The sequence below is a fragment of the Shewanella sp. SW32 genome (assembly GCF_025653365.1).
Classification (GTDB): Bacteria; Pseudomonadota; Gammaproteobacteria; order Enterobacterales; family Shewanellaceae; genus Shewanella; species Shewanella oncorhynchi.
On sequence record NZ_JAKKSJ010000007.1, the window covers coordinates 42879 to 67469 of the forward strand.

General features: G+C 41.8%; 22 protein-coding genes and 1 pseudogene. 11 read left to right on the top strand and 12 right to left on the bottom strand.

Annotated features, from left to right (window positions below):
* Positions 1-315: 315 nt before the first annotated feature.
* Together L5M28_RS05535 and L5M28_RS05540 are read right to left on the bottom strand one after the other, a co-directional pair.
* Positions 316-1602, bottom strand: a complete 1287-nt coding sequence (locus L5M28_RS05535; protein ID WP_000257537.1) for a GAF domain-containing protein — start codon at positions 1600-1602, stop codon at positions 316-318.
* Between the two features lie 474 nt (positions 1603-2076).
* Positions 2077-2331 (bottom strand): hypothetical protein, encoded by a 255-nt coding sequence (locus L5M28_RS05540; RefSeq protein ID WP_263202697.1) that lies wholly within the window; start codon positions 2329-2331, stop codon positions 2077-2079.
* Between the two features lie 138 nt (positions 2332-2469).
* On the opposite strand from L5M28_RS05540, the gene L5M28_RS05545 reads away from it, so the two are divergent.
* The 7 genes and pseudogenes from L5M28_RS05545 to L5M28_RS05575 all read left to right on the top strand — a co-directional run.
* Positions 2470-2631 (top strand): peptide-methionine (S)-S-oxide reductase, encoded by a 162-nt coding sequence (locus tag L5M28_RS05545; RefSeq protein ID WP_223290059.1) that lies wholly within the window; start codon positions 2470-2472, stop codon positions 2629-2631.
* A gap of 157 nt (positions 2632-2788) precedes the next feature.
* Complete coding sequence (locus tag L5M28_RS05550) at positions 2789-3244, top strand: carboxymuconolactone decarboxylase family protein (protein ID WP_258011845.1); 456 nt, start codon at positions 2789-2791, stop codon at positions 3242-3244.
* A 137-nt stretch (positions 3245-3381) separates the two neighbouring features.
* Positions 3382-3897, top strand: coding sequence for a YkgB family protein (locus L5M28_RS05555; protein WP_011711654.1), 516 nt, complete (start codon positions 3382-3384; stop codon positions 3895-3897).
* 236 nt (positions 3898-4133) lie between these two features.
* Positions 4134-4580 (top strand): peptide-methionine (R)-S-oxide reductase MsrB, encoded by a 447-nt coding sequence (msrB, locus tag L5M28_RS05560; protein ID WP_011711653.1) that lies wholly within the window; start codon positions 4134-4136, stop codon positions 4578-4580.
* A gap of 2 nt (positions 4581-4582) precedes the next feature.
* Positions 4583-5083, top strand: coding sequence for a peptide-methionine (S)-S-oxide reductase MsrA (msrA, locus tag L5M28_RS05565; protein ID WP_011711652.1), 501 nt, complete (start codon positions 4583-4585; stop codon positions 5081-5083).
* Positions 5084-5112: 29 nt separating this feature from the next.
* On the top strand, positions 5113-5652 hold the full coding sequence (locus L5M28_RS05570) for a peptide-methionine (S)-S-oxide reductase (protein WP_041413416.1): 540 nt from the start codon (positions 5113-5115) through the stop codon (positions 5650-5652).
* Between the two features lie 15 nt (positions 5653-5667).
* Positions 5668-5937 (top strand): annotated as a pseudogene (locus L5M28_RS05575) (IS481 family transposase); the annotation flags it as partial.
* A 465-nt stretch (positions 5938-6402) separates the two neighbouring features.
* On the opposite strand, the gene tnpC reads toward L5M28_RS05575, so the two are convergent.
* The 5 genes from tnpC to L5M28_RS05600 form a co-directional block, all read right to left on the bottom strand.
* Positions 6403-7962 carry an IS66 family transposase gene (tnpC, locus tag L5M28_RS05580; protein WP_099458459.1) on the bottom strand — a complete coding sequence of 520 codons (1560 nt, stop codon included), beginning with the start codon at positions 7960-7962 and terminating at the stop codon, positions 6403-6405.
* A 92-nt stretch (positions 7963-8054) separates the two neighbouring features.
* Positions 8055-8390, bottom strand: a complete 336-nt coding sequence (gene tnpB / locus L5M28_RS05585; protein ID WP_192937895.1) for an IS66 family insertion sequence element accessory protein TnpB — start codon at positions 8388-8390, stop codon at positions 8055-8057.
* A 37-nt stretch (positions 8391-8427) separates the two neighbouring features.
* Positions 8428-11508, bottom strand: coding sequence for a Tn3 family transposase (locus L5M28_RS05590; RefSeq protein WP_011787830.1), 3081 nt, complete (start codon positions 11506-11508; stop codon positions 8428-8430).
* A gap of 23 nt (positions 11509-11531) precedes the next feature.
* Positions 11532-11843 (bottom strand): type II toxin-antitoxin system RelE/ParE family toxin, encoded by a 312-nt coding sequence (locus L5M28_RS05595; RefSeq protein ID WP_099458567.1) that lies wholly within the window; start codon positions 11841-11843, stop codon positions 11532-11534.
* Positions 11843-12103, bottom strand: a complete 261-nt coding sequence (locus L5M28_RS05600; protein WP_011787805.1) for a type II toxin-antitoxin system Phd/YefM family antitoxin — start codon at positions 12101-12103, stop codon at positions 11843-11845. Before L5M28_RS05600 ends, L5M28_RS05595 begins: the two co-directional genes overlap by 1 nt.
* 319 nt (positions 12104-12422) lie before the next feature.
* Between L5M28_RS05600 and L5M28_RS05605 the strand changes: the two genes are divergently transcribed.
* From L5M28_RS05605 to L5M28_RS05615, 3 genes are all read left to right on the top strand, one after another.
* Positions 12423-13361: a DNA replication terminus site-binding protein gene (locus L5M28_RS05605; protein ID WP_263202699.1), complete on the top strand. Its 939-nt coding sequence runs from the start codon at positions 12423-12425 to the stop codon at positions 13359-13361.
* Complete coding sequence (locus L5M28_RS05610; protein WP_263185336.1) at positions 13358-13720, top strand: hypothetical protein; 363 nt, start codon at positions 13358-13360, stop codon at positions 13718-13720. The genes L5M28_RS05605 and L5M28_RS05610 overlap by 4 nt, the downstream gene beginning before the upstream one ends.
* A 450-nt stretch (positions 13721-14170) precedes the next feature.
* Positions 14171-14758 (top strand): hypothetical protein, encoded by a 588-nt coding sequence (locus L5M28_RS05615; RefSeq protein ID WP_263185335.1) that lies wholly within the window; start codon positions 14171-14173, stop codon positions 14756-14758.
* Between the two features lie 42 nt (positions 14759-14800).
* Here the strand turns inward: L5M28_RS05615 and L5M28_RS05620 are convergent, their stop codons facing one another.
* The 5 genes from L5M28_RS05620 to L5M28_RS05640 all read right to left on the bottom strand — a co-directional run bounded on the left by L5M28_RS05620 (position 14801) and on the right by L5M28_RS05640 (position 22970).
* Positions 14801-19012 carry a conjugal transfer protein TraG N-terminal domain-containing protein gene (locus L5M28_RS05620; RefSeq protein ID WP_263202701.1) on the bottom strand — a complete coding sequence of 1404 codons (4212 nt, stop codon included), beginning with the start codon at positions 19010-19012 and terminating at the stop codon, positions 14801-14803.
* A 16-nt stretch (positions 19013-19028) separates the two neighbouring features.
* Positions 19029-20432, bottom strand: a complete 1404-nt coding sequence (locus tag L5M28_RS05625) for a conjugal transfer protein TraH (protein WP_263185333.1) — start codon at positions 20430-20432, stop codon at positions 19029-19031.
* Positions 20432-21421 (bottom strand): conjugal transfer protein TraF, encoded by a 990-nt coding sequence (gene traF / locus L5M28_RS05630; RefSeq protein ID WP_263185332.1) that lies wholly within the window; start codon positions 21419-21421, stop codon positions 20432-20434. The genes L5M28_RS05625 and traF overlap by 1 nt, the downstream gene beginning before the upstream one ends.
* Before the next feature lie 260 nt (positions 21422-21681).
* Positions 21682-22389, bottom strand: a complete 708-nt coding sequence (locus L5M28_RS05635) for a hypothetical protein (RefSeq protein WP_263185331.1) — start codon at positions 22387-22389, stop codon at positions 21682-21684.
* Between the two features lie 23 nt (positions 22390-22412).
* Positions 22413-22970, bottom strand: a complete 558-nt coding sequence (locus L5M28_RS05640; protein WP_263202703.1) for a hypothetical protein — start codon at positions 22968-22970, stop codon at positions 22413-22415.
* A gap of 1148 nt (positions 22971-24118) precedes the next feature.
* Here L5M28_RS05640 and mobI point away from each other — a divergent pair.
* On the top strand, positions 24119-24589 hold the full coding sequence (gene mobI, locus L5M28_RS05645; RefSeq protein ID WP_263185329.1) for a conjugative transfer protein MobI(A/C): 471 nt from the start codon (positions 24119-24121) through the stop codon (positions 24587-24589).
* The last annotated feature ends 2 nt before the right edge of the window (positions 24590-24591 follow it).

The window sequence follows — 24591 nt, forward strand, 5'->3', positions numbered from 1 at the left end:
ATTGCTAAATAGAGCTGAACGCTGTAATGCGCTTTCGAACTGAGCTTTCCGTAACTTCGGCATTAGTTCATGTACCTTGCTTACTGGATGTTGGTTGACGCGCAGCAGCACGTCCGTCAGATAATCGTAAACGTTAATAGCAGTGTTGACCTTGCTTTGAATGACGCCAACATGCTTAGCACCAAGCTCCGTTCAGCAGAATCACAGCCAGTTTTTCAGTTATCCCAAGTGTCACTCTCAGATTAAAGGCCGCCATACCGGATGTAGTGCCAACAAGAAAACTAAAACACAACTTCGCTGATCATCGCTGAGTGTTTATAAATCGTCTCCCATCACCGGTATCGATAAGCAGATAAGCCTGGTTATGCCATTAGCAGTTCTTGAAGCATTCCTGCTTTCAATGTCGTCAACGTGATCACGATTTGAGTTGAGATAACGACTCTGTTGCTGAAGACTCTCAGTTAATTGCCACTCACCAGATTCAAGAACAGCACCCGCTAACTCGGCACATACTGTTGCAAAACCATAAAGCGCTTGATTATCGCGGGTAAAACGCAGCGGCATCGTCTGGCCTTTTACAAGAAGGGACCATTCCAAAACTCTGTACTTACCTTTTAATCGGTTACTGACAAAAATAGTTATACTTGTACCGCTGGCGCCAACAACTAAAAAGCTCGTGATAGCTAGTCCTATCAGAGACCATAACTCTGGTTTCCCACTTAGTAACAGTGGATTAGGCAAATGACTCCTCAAAACGAGATCAGCACCAAGGGTCAGCGCTGTTTTATACACTGCTTGTTCTAATAATGGAGTTGCATTGACCAGTGACGCAACAGCATCACAACTATAAGGTTCTAGAACTGCCGTAGCTCTCAACCATTCTGTTTCATGGGCAATCGCCAACAAATTTGACCAAATTCGAACCAGTGCCGCTATATGAATGGAGTTTTCATCAGTCAGGACGGTTTGATTAAGCTGCTTATCCAGTTCCTGATGCCAGTATTGGTATTGGCTTGTCAAAAGTACAAACAACTCAGATTGAAGCAACTTATTATTAGTTACCGGTCTTATCCTATTTGACATCTCATTGAATAGTTGTATAAATTTTTTGTCTGCTTGTTGCTCACGCTTTAGCAGATCTTGCTGTTGTTGAAGCATCTGTAAATCGTATTCAATGGCCTGCTTAAAAAGTGTGAGTAAGGAACAGTGTTGTGATGCCCGATCTGGGCTTGAAAAGTCCAACATACACAAAGTACCGAAAGTTTTTCCGCTAGGCCAAAGCAATGGCAGGCCATAGTAATAACTAAAGCCTGCTGCAAATGTTGGGTTATTGTTTTCATATCGGGTACCGATTGCATTTTCAACTAGTAATGGCTGGTTACTGGAAATGACTTGGGAACAATAAGTGTTAAGTGCCAATGGAACAGGTTCACCGCAATAAAAAGTTGGTACTGACACACTGCCAACAGCCTGACAAATTTCGTTTTTATCTAATCGATTAATCAGCACACAAGGCACTTCCGCGACTTGAGCCATCGAGTTTACAATGCCTTGCCAGCGCTCTAGGAGCAGAGCGGTTTCTATGCTCAAATCTACTGCCATTTGTTCCCTCAGTATTTAAATAGTCCCCTTTTGCATCATTCGATCTTGTTTATCTCAGAGTATCAAACAGGAAACAAAGTGATTGATGTCAATCAGGGAATTAGCAGCATTGATGCATTAAGCGGCGCACATACACTCTAAGTAAAGTGCTTAAGTCTGATTATGGCAAGAAATTGTTACTTTGTCAGGGATAGTCAACACTTTATTAGCGAGAGACTTGCTTGGCTGACATTTAAGACAAATCGCGAGATTCCAAATCTGCCACCAACAGTCGGAACTGAGTAACTCACTTGAGCTTTAAAAAGTAAAGCATTGAAATATTTATGGTATTTATACATCCTACCTAGCTCACAGCAGAGTTTAGCATCGTGCATTAATATGACCTTACACTAAAAATACGTACTAGTTGACGTCTATCAAACTCGTTTACGAGATAGTGTAGTGGTCGACAAATTTTGGCCACATCGTTATTGCCTAATAACCGATGCTCTCTTTAAATGCGAAATGAGTAGTGCACGCATTTTTAGCCTTTTGGCAAAACGTTGATGTCTCGAAATTTTCAAGCGCTGTGCCTTGTTTATTTTCAGAAACGTCTGCTTTCAGTGAGTTCCTGATGCTCGGGCGCTCTAAATTATGGGTATAGACAATCTGATTTGCCCTATATTTGCAATTTTCGTGAACCCTTAATTTCACAACTCTTTTAATCTGATATCCAAAGTCTGCATCCATACATAGCCCCTACGTAAACTGTCTAATAAGTCACATTATACGAACTATTGAGCATGTTATATCTATTTTACATGCTGTAAATTCAGTTCCATTAGTAAATAGATAAAAACCAAGGAGGCTTTATGAAAAATAAATAATGTGATCGTTGCCGGAGGGTGTTTTTGGAGTCTCGAAGACCTCCTTAGAAATCAGGACGGCGTGACGTCAACGAAGGTGTGTAGTGGCACTGAAATGGCGACTGCGCAAGACGTGAAGATGAGCTGTCTGATAGCAACGGATTATCAAGCAGAACCTTCTTAAATACAATTTATTCCACGCCAATACAGCGTGCTGTCTTTCAAATCACTAGGAGAAATTTATGTCACGTTTGAACACCCCTACCACAATCGACGCCGCGCCTACTGCTACCCATACCTCACTCAAGGCTGTGGAAAAACAACTGGGCCGCGTTCCTAACATGTTCCGCGTCGTTGCCAACAGCCCTGCTGCGCTGACTGGCTACCTGCAATTGAGCGCAGCATCAGCACAGGGCGGCTTGGGTACAGCGACTCTTGAGCGTATTGCCCTAGCCGTCGCTGAGATCAACGGCTGCGATTATTGCCTTGCTGGCCATTCCTTCCTAGGCCGTAAGGTGGCCAAGCTTGATGATGCTGAACTCACTGCCAACCGCAGCGGTGCATCAAATGACCCTAAGGCCGACGCAGCCGTGCGTTTTGCTGCCGCCGTAGTCCGCCAGCGCGGGCAAGTCAGCAATGACCAGGTCCAAGCGGTGCTGAACGCTGGCTACAGTGATGCACATGTAGTGGATATTCTGTTGGCTGTTGCCCTGAACACTTTCACTAACTACGTTAACGAAGTGACACAGACCGAGGTCGACTTCCCGGCCGTTCAACCACTAGGCATTGATGTCTAATCCATTGGTGCTCAACTACAGCAATTACCTAAGTTAGGTTCGACTCGAGTAAACATATAGTTTTTCTCAAGAGTCATATCATTTTAGTGGGCTACATAGAGTGAGTCCACATGGCTAAAAATAATTGGAGATATAAGATGACTATTCCCGAAATTGAAAATGGTGTCCAGACTACCAATATCCTTAGTAATAATCTCGGTGCAAAAGTCACTAAGTTTGGTATAGGTGGCATCTACGTTGCCATGACGATAATATATTTGTGGTTTGGTGGTATGAAATTCACTAGCTACGAAGCAAACGGTATACATGGTTTTGTTAGTAATAGCCCTCTGCTTTCATGGATGTATAGTTTCCTCAGCATTCAAGGATTCTCAAATTTTCTGGGTGTGCTTGAAATTTCAGTTGGCCTGTTAATCGCTGCACGAGTTTTCTCCCCTAAGCTCGCAATCTTGGGCGGTGTACTTTCAACCGGACTCTTTTTTACGACATTGTCGTTCATGCTGACTACACCCGGTGTTTTTGAGGCATCTCTTGGGTTTCCTGCGATCTCTGTGGTTCCTGGCCAGTTTTTGCTAAAAGATTTAGGCTTGTTTGTCGTGTCTATATTTATCGTAGGCACATCACTTACAGCACTGGAGCACAAAAACAAATAAGCCGCATCCGAAACAACTATAAGTTAGAGGGCCTTAAATTCTGCGGTATAGGTCTTGCAGTTCTTTTTAGCTGTCATAGGCACCTCGTTATGTGATTTTACTCACTTAGCGCGGTGTACAGAACTACTGGATCAGATCATTTTTTCGGGTTAACGGCCTAAGTGAAATAAATTCTGTAAACAGAAGGTCTCTTATAATCTGAAAGGCACATGGCTCTACTCTATAAGAGGACATTTATGAATACCTATCAAAAATCTATGAATGCGATTTCTGCTCTGACTAAGGAGCAGTATCGGGTGACGCAAGAAAATGGTACAGAGCGTCCAGGGACTGGTGAATTGCTAAAGAACACCAAGCCCGGCATTTACGTGGATATCGTGTCAGGTGAGCCTTTATTTGCGTCTTCTGCCAAGTATGAATCAGGGTGTGGTTGGCCGAGCTTTACCAAAGCGATAGACTCTGTCAACGTAATTGAAATCACTGATAGGTCGCACGGCATGACCCGCACAGAAGTGCGCTCAACTCATGGCGACAGTCACTTAGGCCATGTATTTTCAGACGGTCCCAAAGACCAGGGTGGCCTACGTTATTGTATTAACTCAGCGTCATTACGTTTTATTCCTAGGGAAGAAATGGCAAGTAAAGGTTACGCAGAGTATTTAGACCAAGTAGAGGACATTTAATTATGGCAATTGAACGCGCAGTATTAGCCGGTGGCTGCTTTTGGGGCATGCAGGATCTTATCCGCAAACGTCCCGGTATCACTTCAACCCGAGTAGGTTATACCGGTGGTGAAGTGGCTAATGCTACCTACCGCAATCATGGTAACCATGCTGAAGGCATTGAAATAATGTTCGATAATGAAATCACCAGCTATCGACAAATTTTAGAGTTTTTCTTTCAGATTCATGACCCTAGTACAGTAAATAGACAAGGTAATGACAAGGGCACATCTTATCGCTCAGCCATTTATTATACCTCTGAGGCACAGCATGCTGAGGCAGTAAAAACCATTGCTGACGTGGATGCTTCGGGATTATGGCCTGGAAAAGTAGTGACTGAAGTCGAACCTGCAAGTGATTTTTGGGAAGCGGAGGCTATGCATCAGGACTATTTGGAACTCCGACCAAATGGCTATACCTGCCACTTCCCCAGACCAGACTGGAAGTTGCCCTCATCTCAATGAGTTTGCAGCAGCCCACACAGACTTGCAATTTGCATACGACAACCACCCTTAATACAATCGGCTTAGGCGGTGGTTGTCACTGGTGCACCGAAGGCGTATTTTCATCACTTATTGGCATTGCTACTGTCAATCAAGGTTGGATCGCCTCAATTGGTGACAACGCTCAGTTCAGCGAAGCCATTGAAGTGGTTTTTGATCCGACTGTTATTTCTTTATCAACCTTGATCGAAATCCATTTACATACTCACGCGAGCACATCAAACCACTCAATGCGTGGTAAATATCGTTCAGCGATATACGCTTATGATGAGGTTCAGTATAACCAGGCTGTAAACATATTAGATGCCTGTAGAGCTGATTTTGAGCAGCCAGTCATTACTCAGGTTTATTTTTTTAAGGATTTTAAAGCGAATAAAACTGAGCTTATCGACTACTTTTATACAGCACCCAACAGACCATTTTGTCAAAGGTACATTCATCCAAAACTCACCTTCTTATTAGCACGTTTCAGCCACTATGTTGATACGCATAAATTGACAGAGTCAGGTGTAGAGTTAACATCGATATAGGCTGTGCTACTCTGCAAGTTCGAGCGTCATGATTACCAACTCTAGTAGTGGCATCGATCACACGAAAACTAAAACGATGTCACCGCAAACGAATGGGATCTGCGAGCAGTTTGATAAGGCGATCCTGAACGAGTTTTATCAGGTGGCTTTTCGCAACAAGTTAATCAAACGCTGGAGACGCGGCAAAATGATCAGGATGAGTGGCTGTCTTACAACAATGAACGAACTCATCAGGGCAAAATGTGCAACGGCAGAACGTCAGTTGAAACTGATCTGATCCAGTAGTTCTGTACACCGCGCTAAGTGAGTAAAATCACATAACGATACAACAACGTTACCCTACATAATCCCAAACTAATTTATCGTTGGAAACGCGAGTTATCCGTGAAGATGATAGAGCTTCTACGCGAGATCCTTTCCAACTGAGTCTGTTCGATGCTCTGTTATACCAATATCTTTGGAAACGCCCTTCGATGGTAGCTTGTTGCTTCTATCAACATTCATACACTTTTGTGAAAAAAATTTCCTGTGTATTTATCGGTATAGCATAAAGTCCATAATCAAATTAAAACGCTACCTAGTACAAAATTGCCTATTATTTAACCTTGACACTACCAATATGCACTGATCTGATATATATTGATTTAATGTATATTTTGCAGGCGATTTTTATGAAAAGTGCACTACTGCGGATCATCACCAACCAGAGGTAAGCGTAACGCCAACCACACCTTGCGGTGTGGCTGGTGATCAGTAAGGCAGGAGTTGCTGTAGTTTCTCTTGGGTGTTGGCTTTGGGTAGCTCGGTTAATAAGCGGCATAGGTAATCATACGGCTCCAGTCCGTTGATTTTTGAGGTCTCGACCAGGCTGTACAGTGCCGCACTGGCTTGTGCTCCCGTCTTGGTATTAGCGAACAACCACGCCTTGCGACCAATCACGAACGGTTTGATGGCGCGCTCCGCACGATTGTTGTCGATATTCAGACAGCCATCATCCAGATAGCGGACAAGCTTGGGCCACTGATTCAGGCTATACGTAATAGCCGCTCCCAGTAAACTTTCTTTCGTGACACTCTCGCTTGATTTATCCAACCAGCTTTTGAATTGCGCGAGCAACGGCTTGGCTAGCGTTTGCCTGGCTTCATATTTCTTATCAGGCGGCGCAGTTTTTAATTTACTCTCCAGCGCATAGAGTTTCTGGATATGGTTAAGGGCCACATCGGCCTTACCCGTTTTGCCTTTGCCCTGCGCTTTTTGGGCTTCGACGAACTTGCGTCTGGCATGCGCCCAGCAGCCGACTAAGGTTGCGTGGGTTTTCTCATATCCGGCATAACCGTCGACCTGCAGATAACCGTTAAACCCCGCCAGGAAGTCGGTGGGATGTTTACTGCTGCGACTATCCTGATAATCAAACAGCACGAGCTTGGGGCCGGTACTTTTTTCTAAGCCACAGCCATATACCCACATATAACAGGTGCTTTTCTCAACATCCAGCACATTAACCGTGGTTTCATCTGCCCACAGCACGGGCTGTTTCAGAAGCTCAGCTTTCATTAACGCCAGTAACGGTTTCAGTTTCTCTGCACAGCTTATCAGCCAGCGGCTCATCGTTTGACGGCTAAGCTCAATACCGGCCTGATTAAACAACTGCTCCTGACGATAAAGCGGTAAGCCATAGTGCATTTTGCTGCTGATGATTTGGGCAAGCAGACTCGGTGTGGTCATGCTCTTAGGGATAACCGCCGGTGGCACATCGGCAATTTTAATGTCGACCTTGGTGTCCGTGGTTTCACACTGCCGGCAGCTGTATTTCAGCCGCACGTTTCTGAGCACCCGGATTTGTGCCGGTACGAACTCGATTTGCTCACTGACTTCCTCACCCATTTGATGTAGCGCATGGCCACAGCAAGCACAGGTTTTATCGTCAATGTCATGGATAACATCAACGCGCGGCAGCTCAGGGGCAATCCGTGGGCGGCGTGGCTTAGCAGCTTTCTTAGCGCTCTCGGTCGTCTGAGTATCTGGCTCTGTCGCTACTGACTCGTCTTCAATAAGCTGTTCGGCCTCATTTAACACCTCGCCTTCACCTTCATAGGTTTCACTGCTGGGGCTAAATTTCTGGTACTTCTTCAGGTTGTAACGCTCCAGCAACTGCTGCAACTTGTCCGACAGTTGCTGGTTAACCCGCTCTAATTTGGCGATGCGTTTATCTTTTTGCGCCAGTTTGCGCTCAAGCTTTTGCGTCTGCTCAAGCAGCATTTTCTTGAGCAGTGCAACGTCATCAGGTAAGGTGTCTGGTATCTTTTTCATGGCCGCCATTATAACGGCCAATTTAGCTAAGTGCTTGGTAAGATTTAGATTGTTTTGGATGCGATCATAAGGATTTATAGCCGATCGTCATATCAGCCCACACTCTGGTAATGCAGTGGCTGATGGGCGGTGATTTTTTGGATATCGACACCTTGCAACAGCCAATGCCATTGCTGCTCGCTAATAGACAGTATTTTGCCAGGCATCTGCCGTGGCCAGCGGAACTTGTCTTTTTCAAGCCGTTTGTACCACAGGCAAAACCCGGTGCTATCCCAGTACAGTACTTTTAACCGGGTACGCTGCTGATTACAAAACACAAACAGTGCGCCGCTAAATGGCGAGAGCTGCATCTCTTGCTCGACCAGCAACGATAAGCCATTAATGGATTTACGAAAGTCGACCGGCTGTTTATGGCTAAATTTGCCCAACGCGCCAAAAATGTAAAGTTAGCTTTAAATTCTAAAATCACTCACTTGAATTCTCGTTCTCAATCAGCGCTTGCTTCCAATATTCTGGTTCAGCATATCGAGCAACCAATGCATCGATATCTATTTTTGAGGTTGATGGACTAAACTCAAAATTGCCATACATATTGATGTGCTGCCATGCAACGGGCGAAATACTGTGAAGCTGAGCCAGTGCATTTTGATCTCCTACTGTTTGCTTCTGTTCATAGACACGAGATAGCAGCACTGTGTTGTAGTAAATGACCGCGTTGGTGATGAGCCGAGAGCATTCATTCCATATTTGCTGCTCCTCTTCTGTTTTTACTCTGAATTTTCCACCGTTAACAAATGCAACTGCTCGTCTAAGACGATGATAGGCTTCGCCACGATTTAATGCTTTTTGTACACATTGACGTAAGCCAACATCGTCGACAAAGTCGAGAATGTATAGCGTTCGGCATATGTTTTCCAACTCCCATAATGCTTTCTTGGTCTGATTCTGACGCGAATAGCTCGAGAGTTTGCGAACAATCGTGGCTTGAGTAACATCTTTTTGAGCTAGCGATGCCATGATCCGTTGAATATTGGGCCATTCACGTTCAATCAATTCATCGTTGGTTTTTCGGGCAGGCTTTATTAGCCAGTCACCACACTCATTGGGATGTTGTGAGCCGACTAACGTATCCATTTTCTTATGCAAATCACGATAACGAGGTGCAAAATGATATCCAAATGCATGCAAAATCCAAAAATTAACCTGATTGGTGCCATGGGTGTCAGTGGAATGCCGTTCTGGCTTTATATCAGAGGTATTGTTATGCAATAAATCGAAAACGTAATGGCTTTCATGTTCGTGAGTCCCAATAATCTTTGCATTTATAGGAACATGATTTGCAACCAACGTGTAGGCGCTGACACCTTTCTGTAAACCAAAATACTTGGGAGAATATCGAGCGTTAAGGGTGTTAATTTGCGTTTCTATCCGCTGACCATCGCTACTTGAATGAAGTGTGTCCTGAATATCATAGAGATGAAATGCGGGTAGCTGGCTGGTCGCATTACTAATCGCATCATTAGCCGCTCGTAATGTCTCCAAGCGTAGATAATTTCTTGATGTCCCCGCCATTGATGCTGAGCTAAGGCCTGAAACCTCAGCCATTTTTGCTAACCCCATGTTTGTTCCCATCGCAACAATACAGGCGAAAATTTCACGGGGATCAGCTTCATGCTTTACATAACGATCTAATACATGGGTAAATGCATTTAAAAATCCAGTATTACCCGCAACAAACCACAGTAGATCCGCAATACCAATTCCTGGTAACTGGCTGTAAAAATCGCTATTAACGGATTCATCACTGCTCGGATAAAGCAGCTTCCAACGACGCTTTTCGGCAGCCCCAATTACTTTAATATGTTTGTTGACCCCATCAGAAATATGTTGGTTAATCGCACTATAACGTGCTGCTAGCATAGTATGAAATACAGCCAGAGTATCTTGGATAGGGGCCAATAAAATGGGTGCACCAATATCTTGCAATACTCGTTCTTTATCCTGCCATCTAAGATCGCTTATTAAGTCATCTTCAAAGCGGCGAAATTCATTACTATGTTTAACGTACACATCACCCGCTTCCAGTGAGTTGCGTAGTAGGCGATAGACCAAAAACTCATAGCGATCTACATCAAGCGTTTTAAATGTTTTGCCCTCTTTACTAAACAAATATCGGCGTAAACCTTTAGGAATAATCTCAGTCGGAAATGAATTAGGGTCAGTTTGCCTTGGTGATTTTTCTGTGCGCAATAAGTTTTGTAAAAACGCGATAGCTTCAAGCAAAGGAGAGTCTTCTACACGTCCGGCAAAATCCAGATCAGTAAAAAGTTGCCTTAAGTTACGTTTGAATGTGGCGGATAATTTTGTGTAATGTGACCATTCAAATGCCGTTTTGTCGAAAGCAATATTGCGTAAGTAATCAGCAACTAATGGGAATCTCTCTTGTTCAAGCAATGCATAGGCTTTTTCTTTAATAATGGAAAAAGGTGTGTCATCGGTGATGGTGTCATCCGTAAACAGGCTCAATACATGACCCGCAGCCTGTAAATTTTTCGCTGCATTGGTAACCGCATTATTCATTGCTTCTTCAGCGGCACGCTTGGCCTGTTTCTCGTATTGATCGACCCAATGGAGCAATGCTTCAATTAAGTTGTCATTAATTTGCTGAAACCGATGAAAAGCAAAAAACAGCAGATATAACTGAGCAGTCTCTTTTTTCATGCGTTGAAGTTTATAAGTGGTATAAAACTTAACCATAGAAGCATAATACTTGCCGCTTTCATTGGAGATCCCCGCTGTTATGAGGAACTGCTTGGCAAACTCATGTAGAGGCTGGAAAAACTGCCGCCGTGCGACTTCATGTCGCAATTCTTTATAACTGAAATCTTTAGCTTCATGTTTTAATGCGCTGACGCGAAATACTCCTGACTCAGCCCGAAGCAAAGCCGCTAATTGCTGATCGATAAGTGAAGTCATGCAAGTGCTAAGTAATCGAGCAATACGGGTGCGTTCATAAGCCACCACTCTACCAATCATCTCTTGCATATACCGATAACTGGGCATGACAATACGGTGTAATGCTAAGTATTGGGTTAATTCACGAAAGATAAAGATAGGTTGTGTCGATAACATCGCAACCCGCTGTGCTTTATCTTCCAAATCAACTTTTACCTCATTATCACATTGTTTATACTGGAATAAATCAAGAATTGCTCGTTGTTGTTCAGCCCTAATCGGTCTTGAGGGACTTTTCAGTCTTGAAAGCGTTTTGGTGGGAAAGTACAGCGCGGCAATGTAATCCAAGTCATTTAGTACTGACGATTCTTGTTCATAACTGAAAAACTGCCGTTTGGCTTTGAAATAGCCCAGTTGCAATACTAAATGGGCTGCCACAGAAAACGTTCGGGTATTGTCGAATAGCTCGCGCTCTTTAGCACTTAAGTCAAAATATAATCGACGATCATCATCTGAGAAATGAGGTAATCCAAACAGTTCATCTATTTCATCAGTTGACAAAATAGATAGCCGCCGAACATCATTTTTCATGGTGCCCTCCCTATTTCACTACATCAAATAATTTCCCGCTCCGCGAGATGTGCAAGTGGAATCATACTTTTATGTAAGATCCCAAATACAACGAATTGATGCTCATGTTGGATGTAATAGATGACATGACTTGAATAAGGGAAGCTAAACACATTCATGCGTACCTCGGGTCTATTTTTCCCAAGGGTGGGTGTTTCAGCCAGCAGTTGAATCGTTTGTCTAAGTCCTGATAAATAGGTCTTCGACTGAGTCGTTCCCCATTGGGCTAACGTAAAGCGGTGAATACCTATCAGATCAGATTGTGCATCGGGCGTTAAATGATAAGTTACCGGCATTAGTCATACTGCCCTGCGGCCAGCTCATCAAAAAAGGTATTACCATCAACCAAATTGCCCATTTTGATGTCAGTTATGGCTTTCACCGCTTTGGATTGAAGCAAATGTAATTTTAGTGTCTCGATACTTTGGTATGCATCAGCTGAAATAACAACGGCCACAGGCTTGCCATTTTTATTAATTTGGATTGGAGCTTGTTGAGCTTTGAGCAACAAATCTCCAAAGTGAATTTTTGCTTCATTGGCTGAAAGAGTGTTCATTTATCACCTTTAAACGAATCGTTCGATTCGCTCAATTTACACCAGTTGGGCGATAAAAGTCAAAAATGCACCCTATCAAAATGTATACAATTTGATAGAGTAATTTATCACCTATCAAAACTACTATCATAAGTCGGTTATCAAAATCTCTAAAGAGATTATGGCAAATTTTTAATGTTTAGGTTTAAGGTGTATTTGATATTGAAAACAAGTTGTTACCTCGTGCATAAATCTAACTTTACACTTTTGGCGCGTTGGGCAAATTTAGCCAAGGTGTACTATAATTTAAGTATAAAAGGGTCAGTATGCGGTAGCATGAATGAAAAATCGCGCTCACAATAATTCAATCATGAAGAGTAACTTTTTACAGTTACAATCAATGCTCGATGAATTTTCGGCGTTGTTAAGTGATTGCGCCATTGATTTACAGCTTTTCAAACTGCCAAGGATACTATTAGATGAAAGCCATGCAGAGCCCGAGATTATTTCTATCCTTCAAAGGCATACGCTCGATGACCAAGGGAAGGAATTCTTACGCAAAGCCTTCTCTACACTCAAAATAGACGCGTTAAAATACAGTACTTATCTTGCACATCGATTCCCAGGCTTTGTTGTGTTGCCAACAGCAAGTCAGGCTGAGGTTGTCAGCTATATTAATGAGATAAATAAGCGAAAAGACGAGTTTCACGATTCCGTAAAGCAGGATTTTAAAAAGCGCCAAAACGCTCACGAAAACTTGCATAAAAACATTGAGAACGTGGTTTTATTGTCTGCAACAAGACATATTCGTTGCACAAATGTTGCTGTGAACACAGTCAATTTTTATTGGCAGCACAAAACAATTCAACGAATTGTGCCTCTCGATGAGGCTAAGTTAAGTCTTGAAAACGCGAAAAATAATCATGTTTTTGAATACACACTCAGCAACCGTGATGACAAGCAGGCTTTCATCGATAAAGAAATAGAGCTGCTTTCTCATGTACCAGTAGGTCATAACATTGTCGAAATAAGACAAACCCGAGTTCAACCATTTATCGACCTATGGACCAGGCATGTTGGTGCCACTGCGAACAAAAAAATATCATCGACCAACGCCTCTTTGCCCATGATTCTTTTTGGTGAACCGCCGAGCAAGGTAAACGCTTTATCGGACTATAACCGCGGTAATGTTAATTTTAAAGAAATACCATACCCTTTGATTAACGCTAGAAAATACTGGTACGCCGTACCTTGCAAACAACCTAGGAGTTCATCATGATTAATTTGATCATCGCGAGTGCAGCGTTATTGGTTTTCCAATCACCGGTAGGGTTACCTGCTGGCCTAAAGGTAAATGACAGTTCACTTCAGCTTTCTCATCAAATGAAAAGCTATTTTGAAAAAACATACCCAAAACCCAAGCTGACAGAACAACAGGTGTACATTGACAACCTGTACCGCAAACAGATGGAGGCTATGCCTGCTAATACGCTCGTTTTTAATTCAAGATTTCAAATACCAAAAAATGATACCATTGGTAAAATACTCGTCACCTTCAAAAATTCCAATGGTGAAGGAATAAAAACAGCTTATGTTGGTCTGGATCATTATTATCGGTTCAACGAAGGTAAGGAATGAGAGAAAGTTATTACGCATTTGTAAAATTTAGCTTGTTCAGGGTTAGTGTTCTGGCCCTATCTTTTCCTTTTCTTTTTATATGTTTAGTAAATTTAACGAATACATCTTTATATGACTACGGCATACCACTGAGCTGGATTTTCATTTCAAGCATCCCAATTTTGTTTTTTTGGTACAAGATAGACATCGAGTGTAAAGATGATACTGTTTTTATAACTCGCAGCTTATTCACTATTCCTATCTTTAAACGAATATACAAAATGGATGTTAATACTGTAGTTCAGTGGCTACCATCACAGTTCAATAAAGGTACTTTTAAATTGATGGCTGGTGCAATAGATTTGGGTTTGACTATCGATAGGTGAAGTCTGTTACAATAAAAATTGCTTAGATGGGTAATTTTACATTTAGCATAAAGGCCAGGAGCATTAATCATAAAGGTCTATCCCTATGGTTCCTCATAGAAAGAATCAAGAAAAACTATCATTTGAACAAGCTAAAGAGCTTGTTCGGGATTTTAAGATATTTACAGCGAAAGAATATTTGCGCTTTCGTGCATCTTCGACTGACTTCCAAAACATCCTTCCATACCAGCCAAGCATTTACTATAAAACTGAATGGAAAGGGTGGTGCAATTTTACTGGAATGGATAATAGTCCAGAGGTAGAAATCGACATTGAGGAAATCCAACAGATTGCTGTTTCGTTAAACATTCGAACAAAAGAAGAGTGGCGGCTTGCTGTTTCCACTAATTTAATCAATGGTCCTTTGCACATTTCTAAAGTGGAAGGTTTTAGTAATTGGGCGCAATTCTTAGCTTGTGATAAATATCTAAATTTTAAAGATTTGTTATCTTTCACTCGAAAACTCGGATTGAGAACTCAAACTGATTGGCGTCAATGGTGTAGAGATAATGAACGCCCTGATAATGTGCCTTTTGATTTACATGGACATTACAAGACGGATTTTCAAAGTATTACGCCTATGGTAACCAAAAGCTTTTGGCATTACTTGTTTGTCGAAGAAACAAGCGAATAAGAGTTTAATTATCGCCTTATTCACTTGTTACATTTTAGCCTGCTATCTCCCTCCAACGCTCGCATTTGTAAAGCCCATGGCAACTGGGGCGTGGTCGTTACTACTTACATTACTACTCACAGAGATTGTGCTCGTCGCTGGTGGCTGTGTAGTGTCTATATTGGCTGCAGATCCACCGGGGCTTGCAGAAGCGGGATAGATGCTTGAACCACCGAACTGTTCGCTGAGTTTGTTCAAATCAGCTTCAATTTTACCTTGGCTATCATGACTTATGAAAGGCTTAGAATTTTCATACATTGTGGCTAACTGCGTTACATCTTTAGCCGATTCAACATGGGAAGCAACATCATCAAAACTTTTGGTAGGGCGTGCATCATATCGAACATGCTCAGGGGTCATATTAGCGTCAATAAGGGCGTTATATGCATTTTTAGCATTACTCGTAAACGACTCATCAGAGGCAACTCTAGTGCCTGCAAGCCTTGCAGACTGGATGTTATCTTTATCCTGAGACGCGTTATTCTGTAACTTGTCATCAATAGAAGGGATTTCCTGCTCGAATTGAGAGAGTGCATTTTCTAGCACTTGTTGCTTATCCTCGCTTAATGACGGTTTAATTATCGCTGCCAATTCTTTAATATCTGCTAAATTATTTGCGTTACTATCGTGGTCTCCCTTAGTCAGATTCATCGACCGACCTTCAGCATATTGCAACGTAAATACCTTATCGTCTTTGATAATATCGCTAACATTCTCCCCGTTAAGTACCTTATTTAGCACGTCAGCAGTTTTGTTTTTATCATTTAGAGAGTTAGTAGCATTGTCAGAATTGAACGAATTAACAACTCCATCATTAGATAAAGCATTCAAAATTGGATTGCCGGAAGACGTATCGGCCATCCCATTAGCATTCTGCTTAATCACTTCATTAATAGCTTTTTCGCCGCCATTATTGCCTTGCGTATAGCTTTGATACCAACTATTCAGTTCGCTCAACTTAGCTAATTCTTCCTCTTTGAAATTTTGTTTCGCCAAAGGAGTACCTTGTCCATCTTCCCCTAAAAGTCCTCGCATTAACTGGGGATTATCTAACGATTGCAGTAAAGATTGGTACTGACGCCCTTCATCGCCGGGAACCTGAACCCCTCTATTGAATTTTTCAGTGGGATCGCCTTTGAAGTCAGATAATAGATTCATGCCATTAGCAGTATCTCCCTTAACATTCTCCCCGACCCACTTAGCACCTTCCTCACTTGAAGCGAGCTGAGTGATTAAATTATTCATCGCTCTGTCGCCTTCAGGCTTAGTCATTTCTCCTAACTTTGCAGGAATATCACCGATGGTATTGAAGAGTTGTGCTGTCGCGCTATGAGTTCTATCCAGTTTGTCTATTTTCTTCTCAAAATTTTCTGGCGCAGAACCAACACCATCAACTCCGCCGGTTAACTGTTCACCTTGTTTCTTGAATTGCGCCTTGTTATCTTCGGCCGCATTAGCAACATTAGCATGTCCATTTAACGTTTCATGAAGAGCACTGTTAACCATAGCTTGAGAGCCCTGTTCACGAGCCCCATACGCATTCGTAAATTCATCGGCCGTTGGCATTTTTGGCGCCACTTGTTCTAAAGGTGCCTTACTTTGATCTAAGTAAGATGATGTGTTGCCCATAGCATCGAGTGTGTTGACTTTATTTTGATAGAGATCGCCTGCGGCAGTAGTATTCACTACTCCATTAGCAGCCATAGATTGAAAAATATCACGGTTCATCTCGGCATCGGCCTTTTCCTTGCCAATGTCAATTCCTCTGCCGCCTTCCTGCATGTTAATCTTGTCGTTCTCTTTCATCAGTTCTTGAAGAGCAAGTGCGCGACCTTCACCAATGGCATTCGCACTCTTTGACTCTCGTTCCTGAGCAAAGGACACTGTTTTTTCATCCAACCACTTATCGCCAGACATGCCATCCACTTGCAAATCCTTAATTTTCTCCCACAGTTCAGGGTTCTTTTTAGAAAGAAATGAACCTATATCTTGTTTACTTAATGAGGCACTAAGCCCTGCAAAATCAATATCTCTGGATGTGGAGACTTGACCAGAATTCGTAGCCATCTGAGTCAACATGAGGCCTTGTTGCTCAAGCGCCTGTGATTGACGAGTATAGGCAGCACTTTGTTTTGCTGCTTCTTGGACTGCTGCGGTATCCGAGAAAGATGCGACATCCGAGGCTGTTGTAATCTTGGATAAATTTTGGTTAATGGCATCTTTGTTCGATACTAACTCTTGGAGGTTTTTATTGTACGATTCTTTAGCTTCTTCCGACGAATTAGCATTCGCTTGGGCTGTTGCTTTCAAGTCAGCACTAAAGCTTGCACCCACTTTCGCAGCCATACTTGGGCCTTGTCCTTTCCCGCCGAAACCTGCGCTTAAAGACAATCCCCCTTTTGCATCGGCACTTACGGCACCTGACGCTACAAGTTGCTGTGCTTCAGAAAATGACATCCCTGTAGCCTTGCTTATGGCATTAGCAGCAGACGATGCCCACTCAGAAACAGATGATGCTTGAAACGACTGGCTTTCACCCGTGTTTTTAGAAAAATTTCCCCCTTTTGATTCGTTGAAAATAGAGTCCAAAGATTGTTGTGCATTTTGAGCTAAAGTTGCCGCCTGACTTCGGAGGCTGCTCGCCCCAGATGAAACGCTCGAACCTATTGATTCACCCACTGAGAATTTCCCCGCGGAACTAGAAACCAGCGAATCACCGTTTAAATGGCGCCCAGTGTTAGTTTCATACTGAGATGTTTGATTACCGAATTGAGCATTACCGTTTTGTATTGACGTGCCGGTATCAGGGGACAGGCGTTTAGAATCGATAGAAGGATCGGCCATAGCCTGTTTAGCCATGCCCTGCATTGCATGAACACCTCGATAGAGCACAAAGACACAAATAGCGGGAATGAAAGTGTAAAGCATACCGGAGATACCGATATAACTGTTAGCTGTAGCAAATTGGCTGTCGATCGCCGTTAAACTAAATTGGCTTTTGCCTGCAGCAACAGCGTCATTGAAACGATTCGTCATAGCCAAAGCGGTGAACAAGTTGACCAAGACAATCATGATTGACCACATTTGGACAAACATCCATGCAGCAAAATATTGCCCTACGGCTAGAAGTCCCTGACCAGAAATAGCCAAAACCAATCCAAGGAAAGGCGTTAAAAAGACCGTTAATGCTTCAAAAAACGACTGCATCACTTCCGCATTTTCCATCCAATACTCCTTTTTGGATGCATTAGCTAATTGGCGTTGTCTTATCGTATCAAACATGGCGTGTGACACTTGTTGGCCATACGGGGTGCTTGGGAAATAGTTATTAAAAACACTACCGATGAACGCGGCATTCGCGAGATCAAAAGATGACTCTGCAGAAGGGATAACCCCTTGCATACTATATTGATTTAAAAATTGGCTGACTTTCGCCAGACTTGAACCTTGAGCTGATAAGGACTTCTCCAAGTTATCCCTATACTGCCCTGACTTCATTTGGCTATCCAGTTTACTCCAAGCCAACTCACAACTAATCTTCTCCCCCTGCGAGTTCCCTGGCACAAGATAACTCGTGGTATTAAGGTTTGGGTTGGTAACTTTCAGTAACCCCATAATATCAGCTGGTTTTGCACTTAGTACCGGTTCTATAGGGTTAGTTGCTCCGGGGGAAACCATGTTCGCGACGACATAACACTCATCAAGATAGACATTAAATGATTTACAAACATTTATATTGTTATCCAAAGGATTGGGCGTGCACACGTCAGCAAAATTAACTGCAGAAAGGCCGACAAAATGCTGAATAGGGCTCAAAGCCTCCCAAGAATCAATCCCAACAATGGAAAAAGCCTGAGCCATAATATCAGCAATTGCTGTACCTGTATTTGTGATAAACCAACCGCCCACGGCGGGTAAAAGTGGTACGTTATTGATTTCTTGAAACGAATAATCGCGTTTTGATGTAACTCGTACATCGACAAGCGACTGAGGACCTAATAAGCCGACTACAAAAATAATAGATAGAATAAAACCTTTAGCTGGGAAAGGCATTTTCTCTTGGTTGGTAGCCCATTGAAGAGAATTCCACAGTAAACCAATCACTAATGCGATGGATAGTAATACGTAGATATCGCCAGTTGACCATAGGCGAGCTAATCCGTTAAAGACTTCAATAAGGAACGTCGGATTACCAACAGAATAAATTTCCCACATGCTGATCGACTCCTAATTATTTCTTGGTACTTAGTGTGACCGTCAATGCCGCGTCTAACCTTGCACGGTCTTCAAACACTCTTTTTTGTATGTCAGTATTTCGGCTTACGGTATAAGCCTCCTTAAACCACAGTAAATCGTCTTGCGCTTGGTTTAAGCCAACCGGATACAATTGCTCACCTGTTTGCTGATTCTTTGAGGTAACGAGAGATGTTCTAACTTGAGAGACAAGATCATTGGCCATGTAATCCATAATGATCAATGTGGCTTCTAGCGCTTTATAACGAGCATAACTCCTACCAAACTCATCGTGTGGTCCAAACACTTGCATCATTAGATACATATCGTTTCCGAACCAGTACATGATCTTTGCTTCTGTATCGGTATATTTAACCGTGGGGGTTTTATACGTTTTTTGCCAGATATCGAATATGGTTTTTCTGATCATAGGCAATATGCGTTTCGTTGTAATAGTGGCATTAACAACATTGATACAGTCCACATCGGCACATTTGTAATATTTAAGCTCTACATCATCAACATCGGAATCAATGTCGTCAGCATCGTAAAACAGATCAATGAAAAATGGCGCTCCCTTTCCCGGTACACGGCTAATACAAGTACCTTCATCAGTGATAGGTGTGGTGCAATTAGAAAGGTCAGTTGAGGTCAATACAGCGCCAAGTATGGTCAATATCAATTCGTTATCCTTCACACTGCTAAAGGATTTGAATAGATCCCCATTGGGTTGATTTTCAGATAACGGCTTTATTAGAGAGTTATTATTAATTTTTTTGCCAACTTGAGAAGCCAAGGCCGATGCCGATTTTTGAGACTCTGCCCCATACGTTGCATCGTTCATGTCTGCCGCAAAACCCAGTGACATATTGATAGATTGCAATTTTTTTGCGACAAACCCTATTTCTGTTGACGGAGCTGATGGAGTGTCAGACGCTAGAGCATTAGCCGCCCATTCAGCACCTTTTTTACAACCATCAATATTGAACTGATTGGCGCCATTTATGAGGGTTCTTAACTCATCGACAACTCCAGCTGCCATAGGTGAGATTGACTGTAATGCAAGATTAAAGGCGTAAGTTGCCGCCCCCTGCATAATCCCTCGACTTAATTGAGCAAGTTCGTCGCCGGAAATAAGACTAAAGCTTCCTGCAAATATATCAATTTCACCACAAGGGCCAAGGCTAGCGTTCGGTAATCGCGCACTGACAATTGGAGCACCATCACTTAGCTTCGGGCGATAAGTAAATCCCCCGAGGTTTACACCATAACGCCCGTTTCCATGTTGGGAAGCACTCGGGGCTGTAGTCGAATACATATCATTAAATATGTCCTGCATTGGATCTGCGACAACACTGAACACCGTTAATGATAGAAACAAACATATTTTACTTAATTTCATTAGTTTGGAGCTCCAATTCTTAAAGGTGTCCCAATGGGGGAGTTCGTTAAATCCACTCGACTCTGAAGCACATCATAGAGAAATGCTGGATTAGATAATTCGCTTTCTTTGACCTGCAGCTGTCCATTAGCCAACACATTTGTCCCACGAACTGCTTGAACTGATTGAAAATCAGCATCAGTGATCCAATTATATTTATGTGCAACATCAACCAATGCATTTTGTAATTTTGGCAATGATGAAACCCCATTACTCAACAACTCAAATTTCGTCGCATCATTCGACACAAGAAATGTTGTAGGGGTAACCGTGACGTTAAATTGGCTCGAAGCACGTCCGTCAACATCAATCACGATCTTATCTTCTGGAATGCCAGGAATAGTGCCTCCATCTAAAGACACGTAAAGAACGTTCAATTGATATCGAGTAGCAAGGAAGTTAATGAGTGGAAGTTGTTTGACACAGTACGGGCAGGCACTCGAATAAAAAAACCAAATACCTGCTTGAGTGGATATTTTTTCAATCACGGGTTCCTGTGCTTTCTGAACATCATTTTTAAATCTGGACAACATAAACGCTTCAGTCGGACGGCGATGATCTTCAGACAACCAACTGGCCTCTTTGCGAAAGAAATCGCTGGTATTGGTGGCAAATTTTGAACTGATATCGAGCATTAAGCGTTGAGCCGCATAAAATGCACCAAGATTTTCGGTAGTAGGATTGTTGATAGCATTCGCTTGAAGTTGTGGTAAATTTTTCTTCAACCATTCTGCATCGATGTTAACCATCCGTTCTTCCGTTGGCGTTGAAGTTGTGGCCTTACTTTCATCGGGTTCAACCTTCGGTTCAATTTCAGGAACGGGAGTCGGCTCATGCCAGAACCATCCTTTTTGAGATTGGTTATAAAAGTCGTCACCCGCCAAAACTACCGTCTGACAGCCAAACATAAATATAAGTAAAGTTGTTTTTAATGCTGATTTGCTAAACATACACCCCCCCCTCAATTCTGACCATATTACCAATCGAAAGTAGAATGCAGCTTCGTTTCAGGCTCGATTTACGTCGCTGAAATAAAAATCTTAACTATTTTGTACAAACTGACTAAACGAAGAACTCAGGATAGATGACAGAGGCAGCACTAAACGAAAGGGTTTGGAGATTTCTACACATCAAAGGTAACAACAGAAAAATTTAGTATTAAAATTAATATAATGGAAACAAAACAAGCTACCGAAGTAGCTTGTTTTGTTTATCTCGAAGACACTAACCTTAATGGTTCACTTAAACTATCTGCGGGAATATATTCTTCTTGCTTAGGCTTACACAATAAAAGGAATAAGTTAGACACCATTTCCGTATCAGAGTAAACGTCTTGATGATTTTGTTGTGAGAAGTGATGGAGTCGTCTTGAAGCATTTGCATCCGCTAGTTCTAATGAATCGCTTGCTTTTTTACTTTTCAATAATTTGTTTTCTTCACAAGCCCAACAATGTGTTCGTTCACAATTTTCGTGGATAACAAATTTATTATTACAATTACTAGAGCAGCACGAATAAACTAAATATTCGTTAGAAGCTACTTTTTGAAGCATATAGGCAAATCTAGAAATGTCGCAAATCTTATCTTCCAATAATTCAGGATATTGATAAACAGCAACTTCCCATGCAGACGCTAAATAACAAATATTGATACCTTTTTTTAAGGTTGGATCACCTGAAACCAAACCATACATTCTAAAAAGAATATTCGAGAGTTTGAAACCACGATTAGACCTTGCCCATGTCTTAGAATATCCTCTTGAGAATGATACATCAGGATTTGCATCATTAAATGTTCTAACTAATGAAGCTGTGCCAGGTACGTATTTAGATATAATGGTTGGCATTAGACCTAATTCATGTAGACGCCTTGCTAATGAATAGTTTTGAACAAGCGACACATCCGTTGGTTGCCTCATGATAATCCCTCAAAAGTTAAAGTTTATGAAGCCATCGTAAATAGAGATTGCTCAACATTCGCATACCCTATCGCACCGAGGTTCAACAGTTTAGTAAAATCTAGATTTCTATTTAGAACAAACAACGGCAATAGCGGGTCATTAAAGTGCAATTTATTCGAAATAGGGAATTTTTTTTGTATAGTGTTTATCGTTGAATCACTCAAAAACAAAAGCCCTTTGGCGAATAACGGGTCAAACTCAGCACACATGCAAATATTCATCATTATCGATGACTGACACCTCGACATTGTTTCTAATCCATTAATGCTATGAGTTATTCTTTTGCCCAATGCAATTCTTGAGTTTATTTGATTGGCTATAGATTTTTCGGCATGAATATTGTTCAACCAATAATCGAAAAGACAAGTGTTTGTAATGTCCTTTCTTGGCGTCAATATCCAGCTTTTCAATCCAGCAACAAAACCCGCCCATTCATCCTCGCTATGGCTAACCATCACTGAAACGTGAGAACTTTTCATATCAAATAAATCACAACAGATATTTGGATGAAGACTCGCAAACTCGTGCAGTGCAATCAAATATATCTGCTGTGAAAAGAACAATGATTTATAAAAGCCTGACCTGTTAGTCATAGATTAATTATGTGGTTGCCATTGACTGATTTCGCCAAGTTTACATACACCTGTTTGTGTAATCAATGCTATTACGAAATACTTGTTAAAAAAATAGGAATCGATCACACTAAAAAGTAAAGATACATTATAAATCGAAAGCGGTATCACAGCTATGGTACTGATTTACAAGACTTTAAATCGTGGTGGCGGAGAGAGATTTACAGTTGGAAAACTCTCGATAAATAGTCTTTATTTTTCCAACAAAGAAACAACAAAGGAACATAGCTACGTTGGAGGCAATGAAGTCAATAGCATACAGGACGATAAACTGATAAAAGAAGACTTTCATAAATATTAAAGACGTAGGCAGAAGCCATAAATAAACCTTAAATTCCTACCAATTAAACTTGCATCTGTAAATAGAAACATACGTATTTGAACAATTTTTTCTTATCTCAAAAATATAGAAGATATACGGACATTAAGAATGGCATTCAACATTCTCCCGAAATGGTACAGGTGCGAATTTAAACGAACAGCAATACTCACAACATCTTGATAAAATACGAAAAACACTCATTTTCACGCAAAGCATTTCCAATGTGGAAAAAAGCTGCAAAATTCATAGAACATTCCAATATTGCAAAGAACACTTCCAGTCACTCAAGATTAAGGTTAGAAGACCCATCCCTACACCCACAACTTCCGTACACGATGTGCAGCATCGGTGATTAAATGAATGGCTGAAAGACAGTTATGGAAACGTTCAGAAACGATTTAATAGAAGGTGTAGGGAAACGCTGTAAGCACATTTTCGAAGGTAGTCCTTTCCAATGACCACCATTTAAAACGGCAAGCTCAGCCGTCGGCGTTCAATCATGAGATTAAGAAAGTATGTCTAGTTGGAAAATGCAATGCTTTTCCAACAGGTAGTTATCTTGGATAAAACAACATATCAGACCCTTCTTTTTAGAAAGATACCTCCGGATCTATTGTGCGATGAGAACCCCTCAATATCTGTTTCAGCGACGTAAATTGCATCTGAAATGAAGTTGACCTTCCTTTTTCTGTGGCATTCTCATCCGACAGCTTTGAAGGGGGGAATGATGTAAATGTCCATTGAGTCAGAGAATGTAAAAAAAACGTTGGTTGAGATATCGAGTCTCTATGACGAGCTCGTAGATAGAGCGCAGCTACTTGTGGATGGTTACTGGAGCGAGTGGAAAGAGCAGAATAAAAAGATTGTGACATCTGGTTTGCAACCAAGCCAGGAAGGTTATCAGAGAGCGGGAAGAATTGCGCCAAGGCTGAAGAAGCTCAAGAACACGCACCGAGTATATCTTGAATGGTGGGATTGGAAGCAAACGCCTTACAGGAAATTCCAGAATCCCCGTTCTGGAATACAAATTAAACCCAATGTCAGAACAGGTTTTACTTGGTCTGTCATGTCCAAACACGCTAACACATGGGAAAAAGTATTATTCGATAAATACGAACCATTATTTAAGAAAATTCGTAAGGCACTAGCAATGCTGGCCGACCAAATTACCAACCTAAACAAAATTATCCCAACACTAATGTGAGG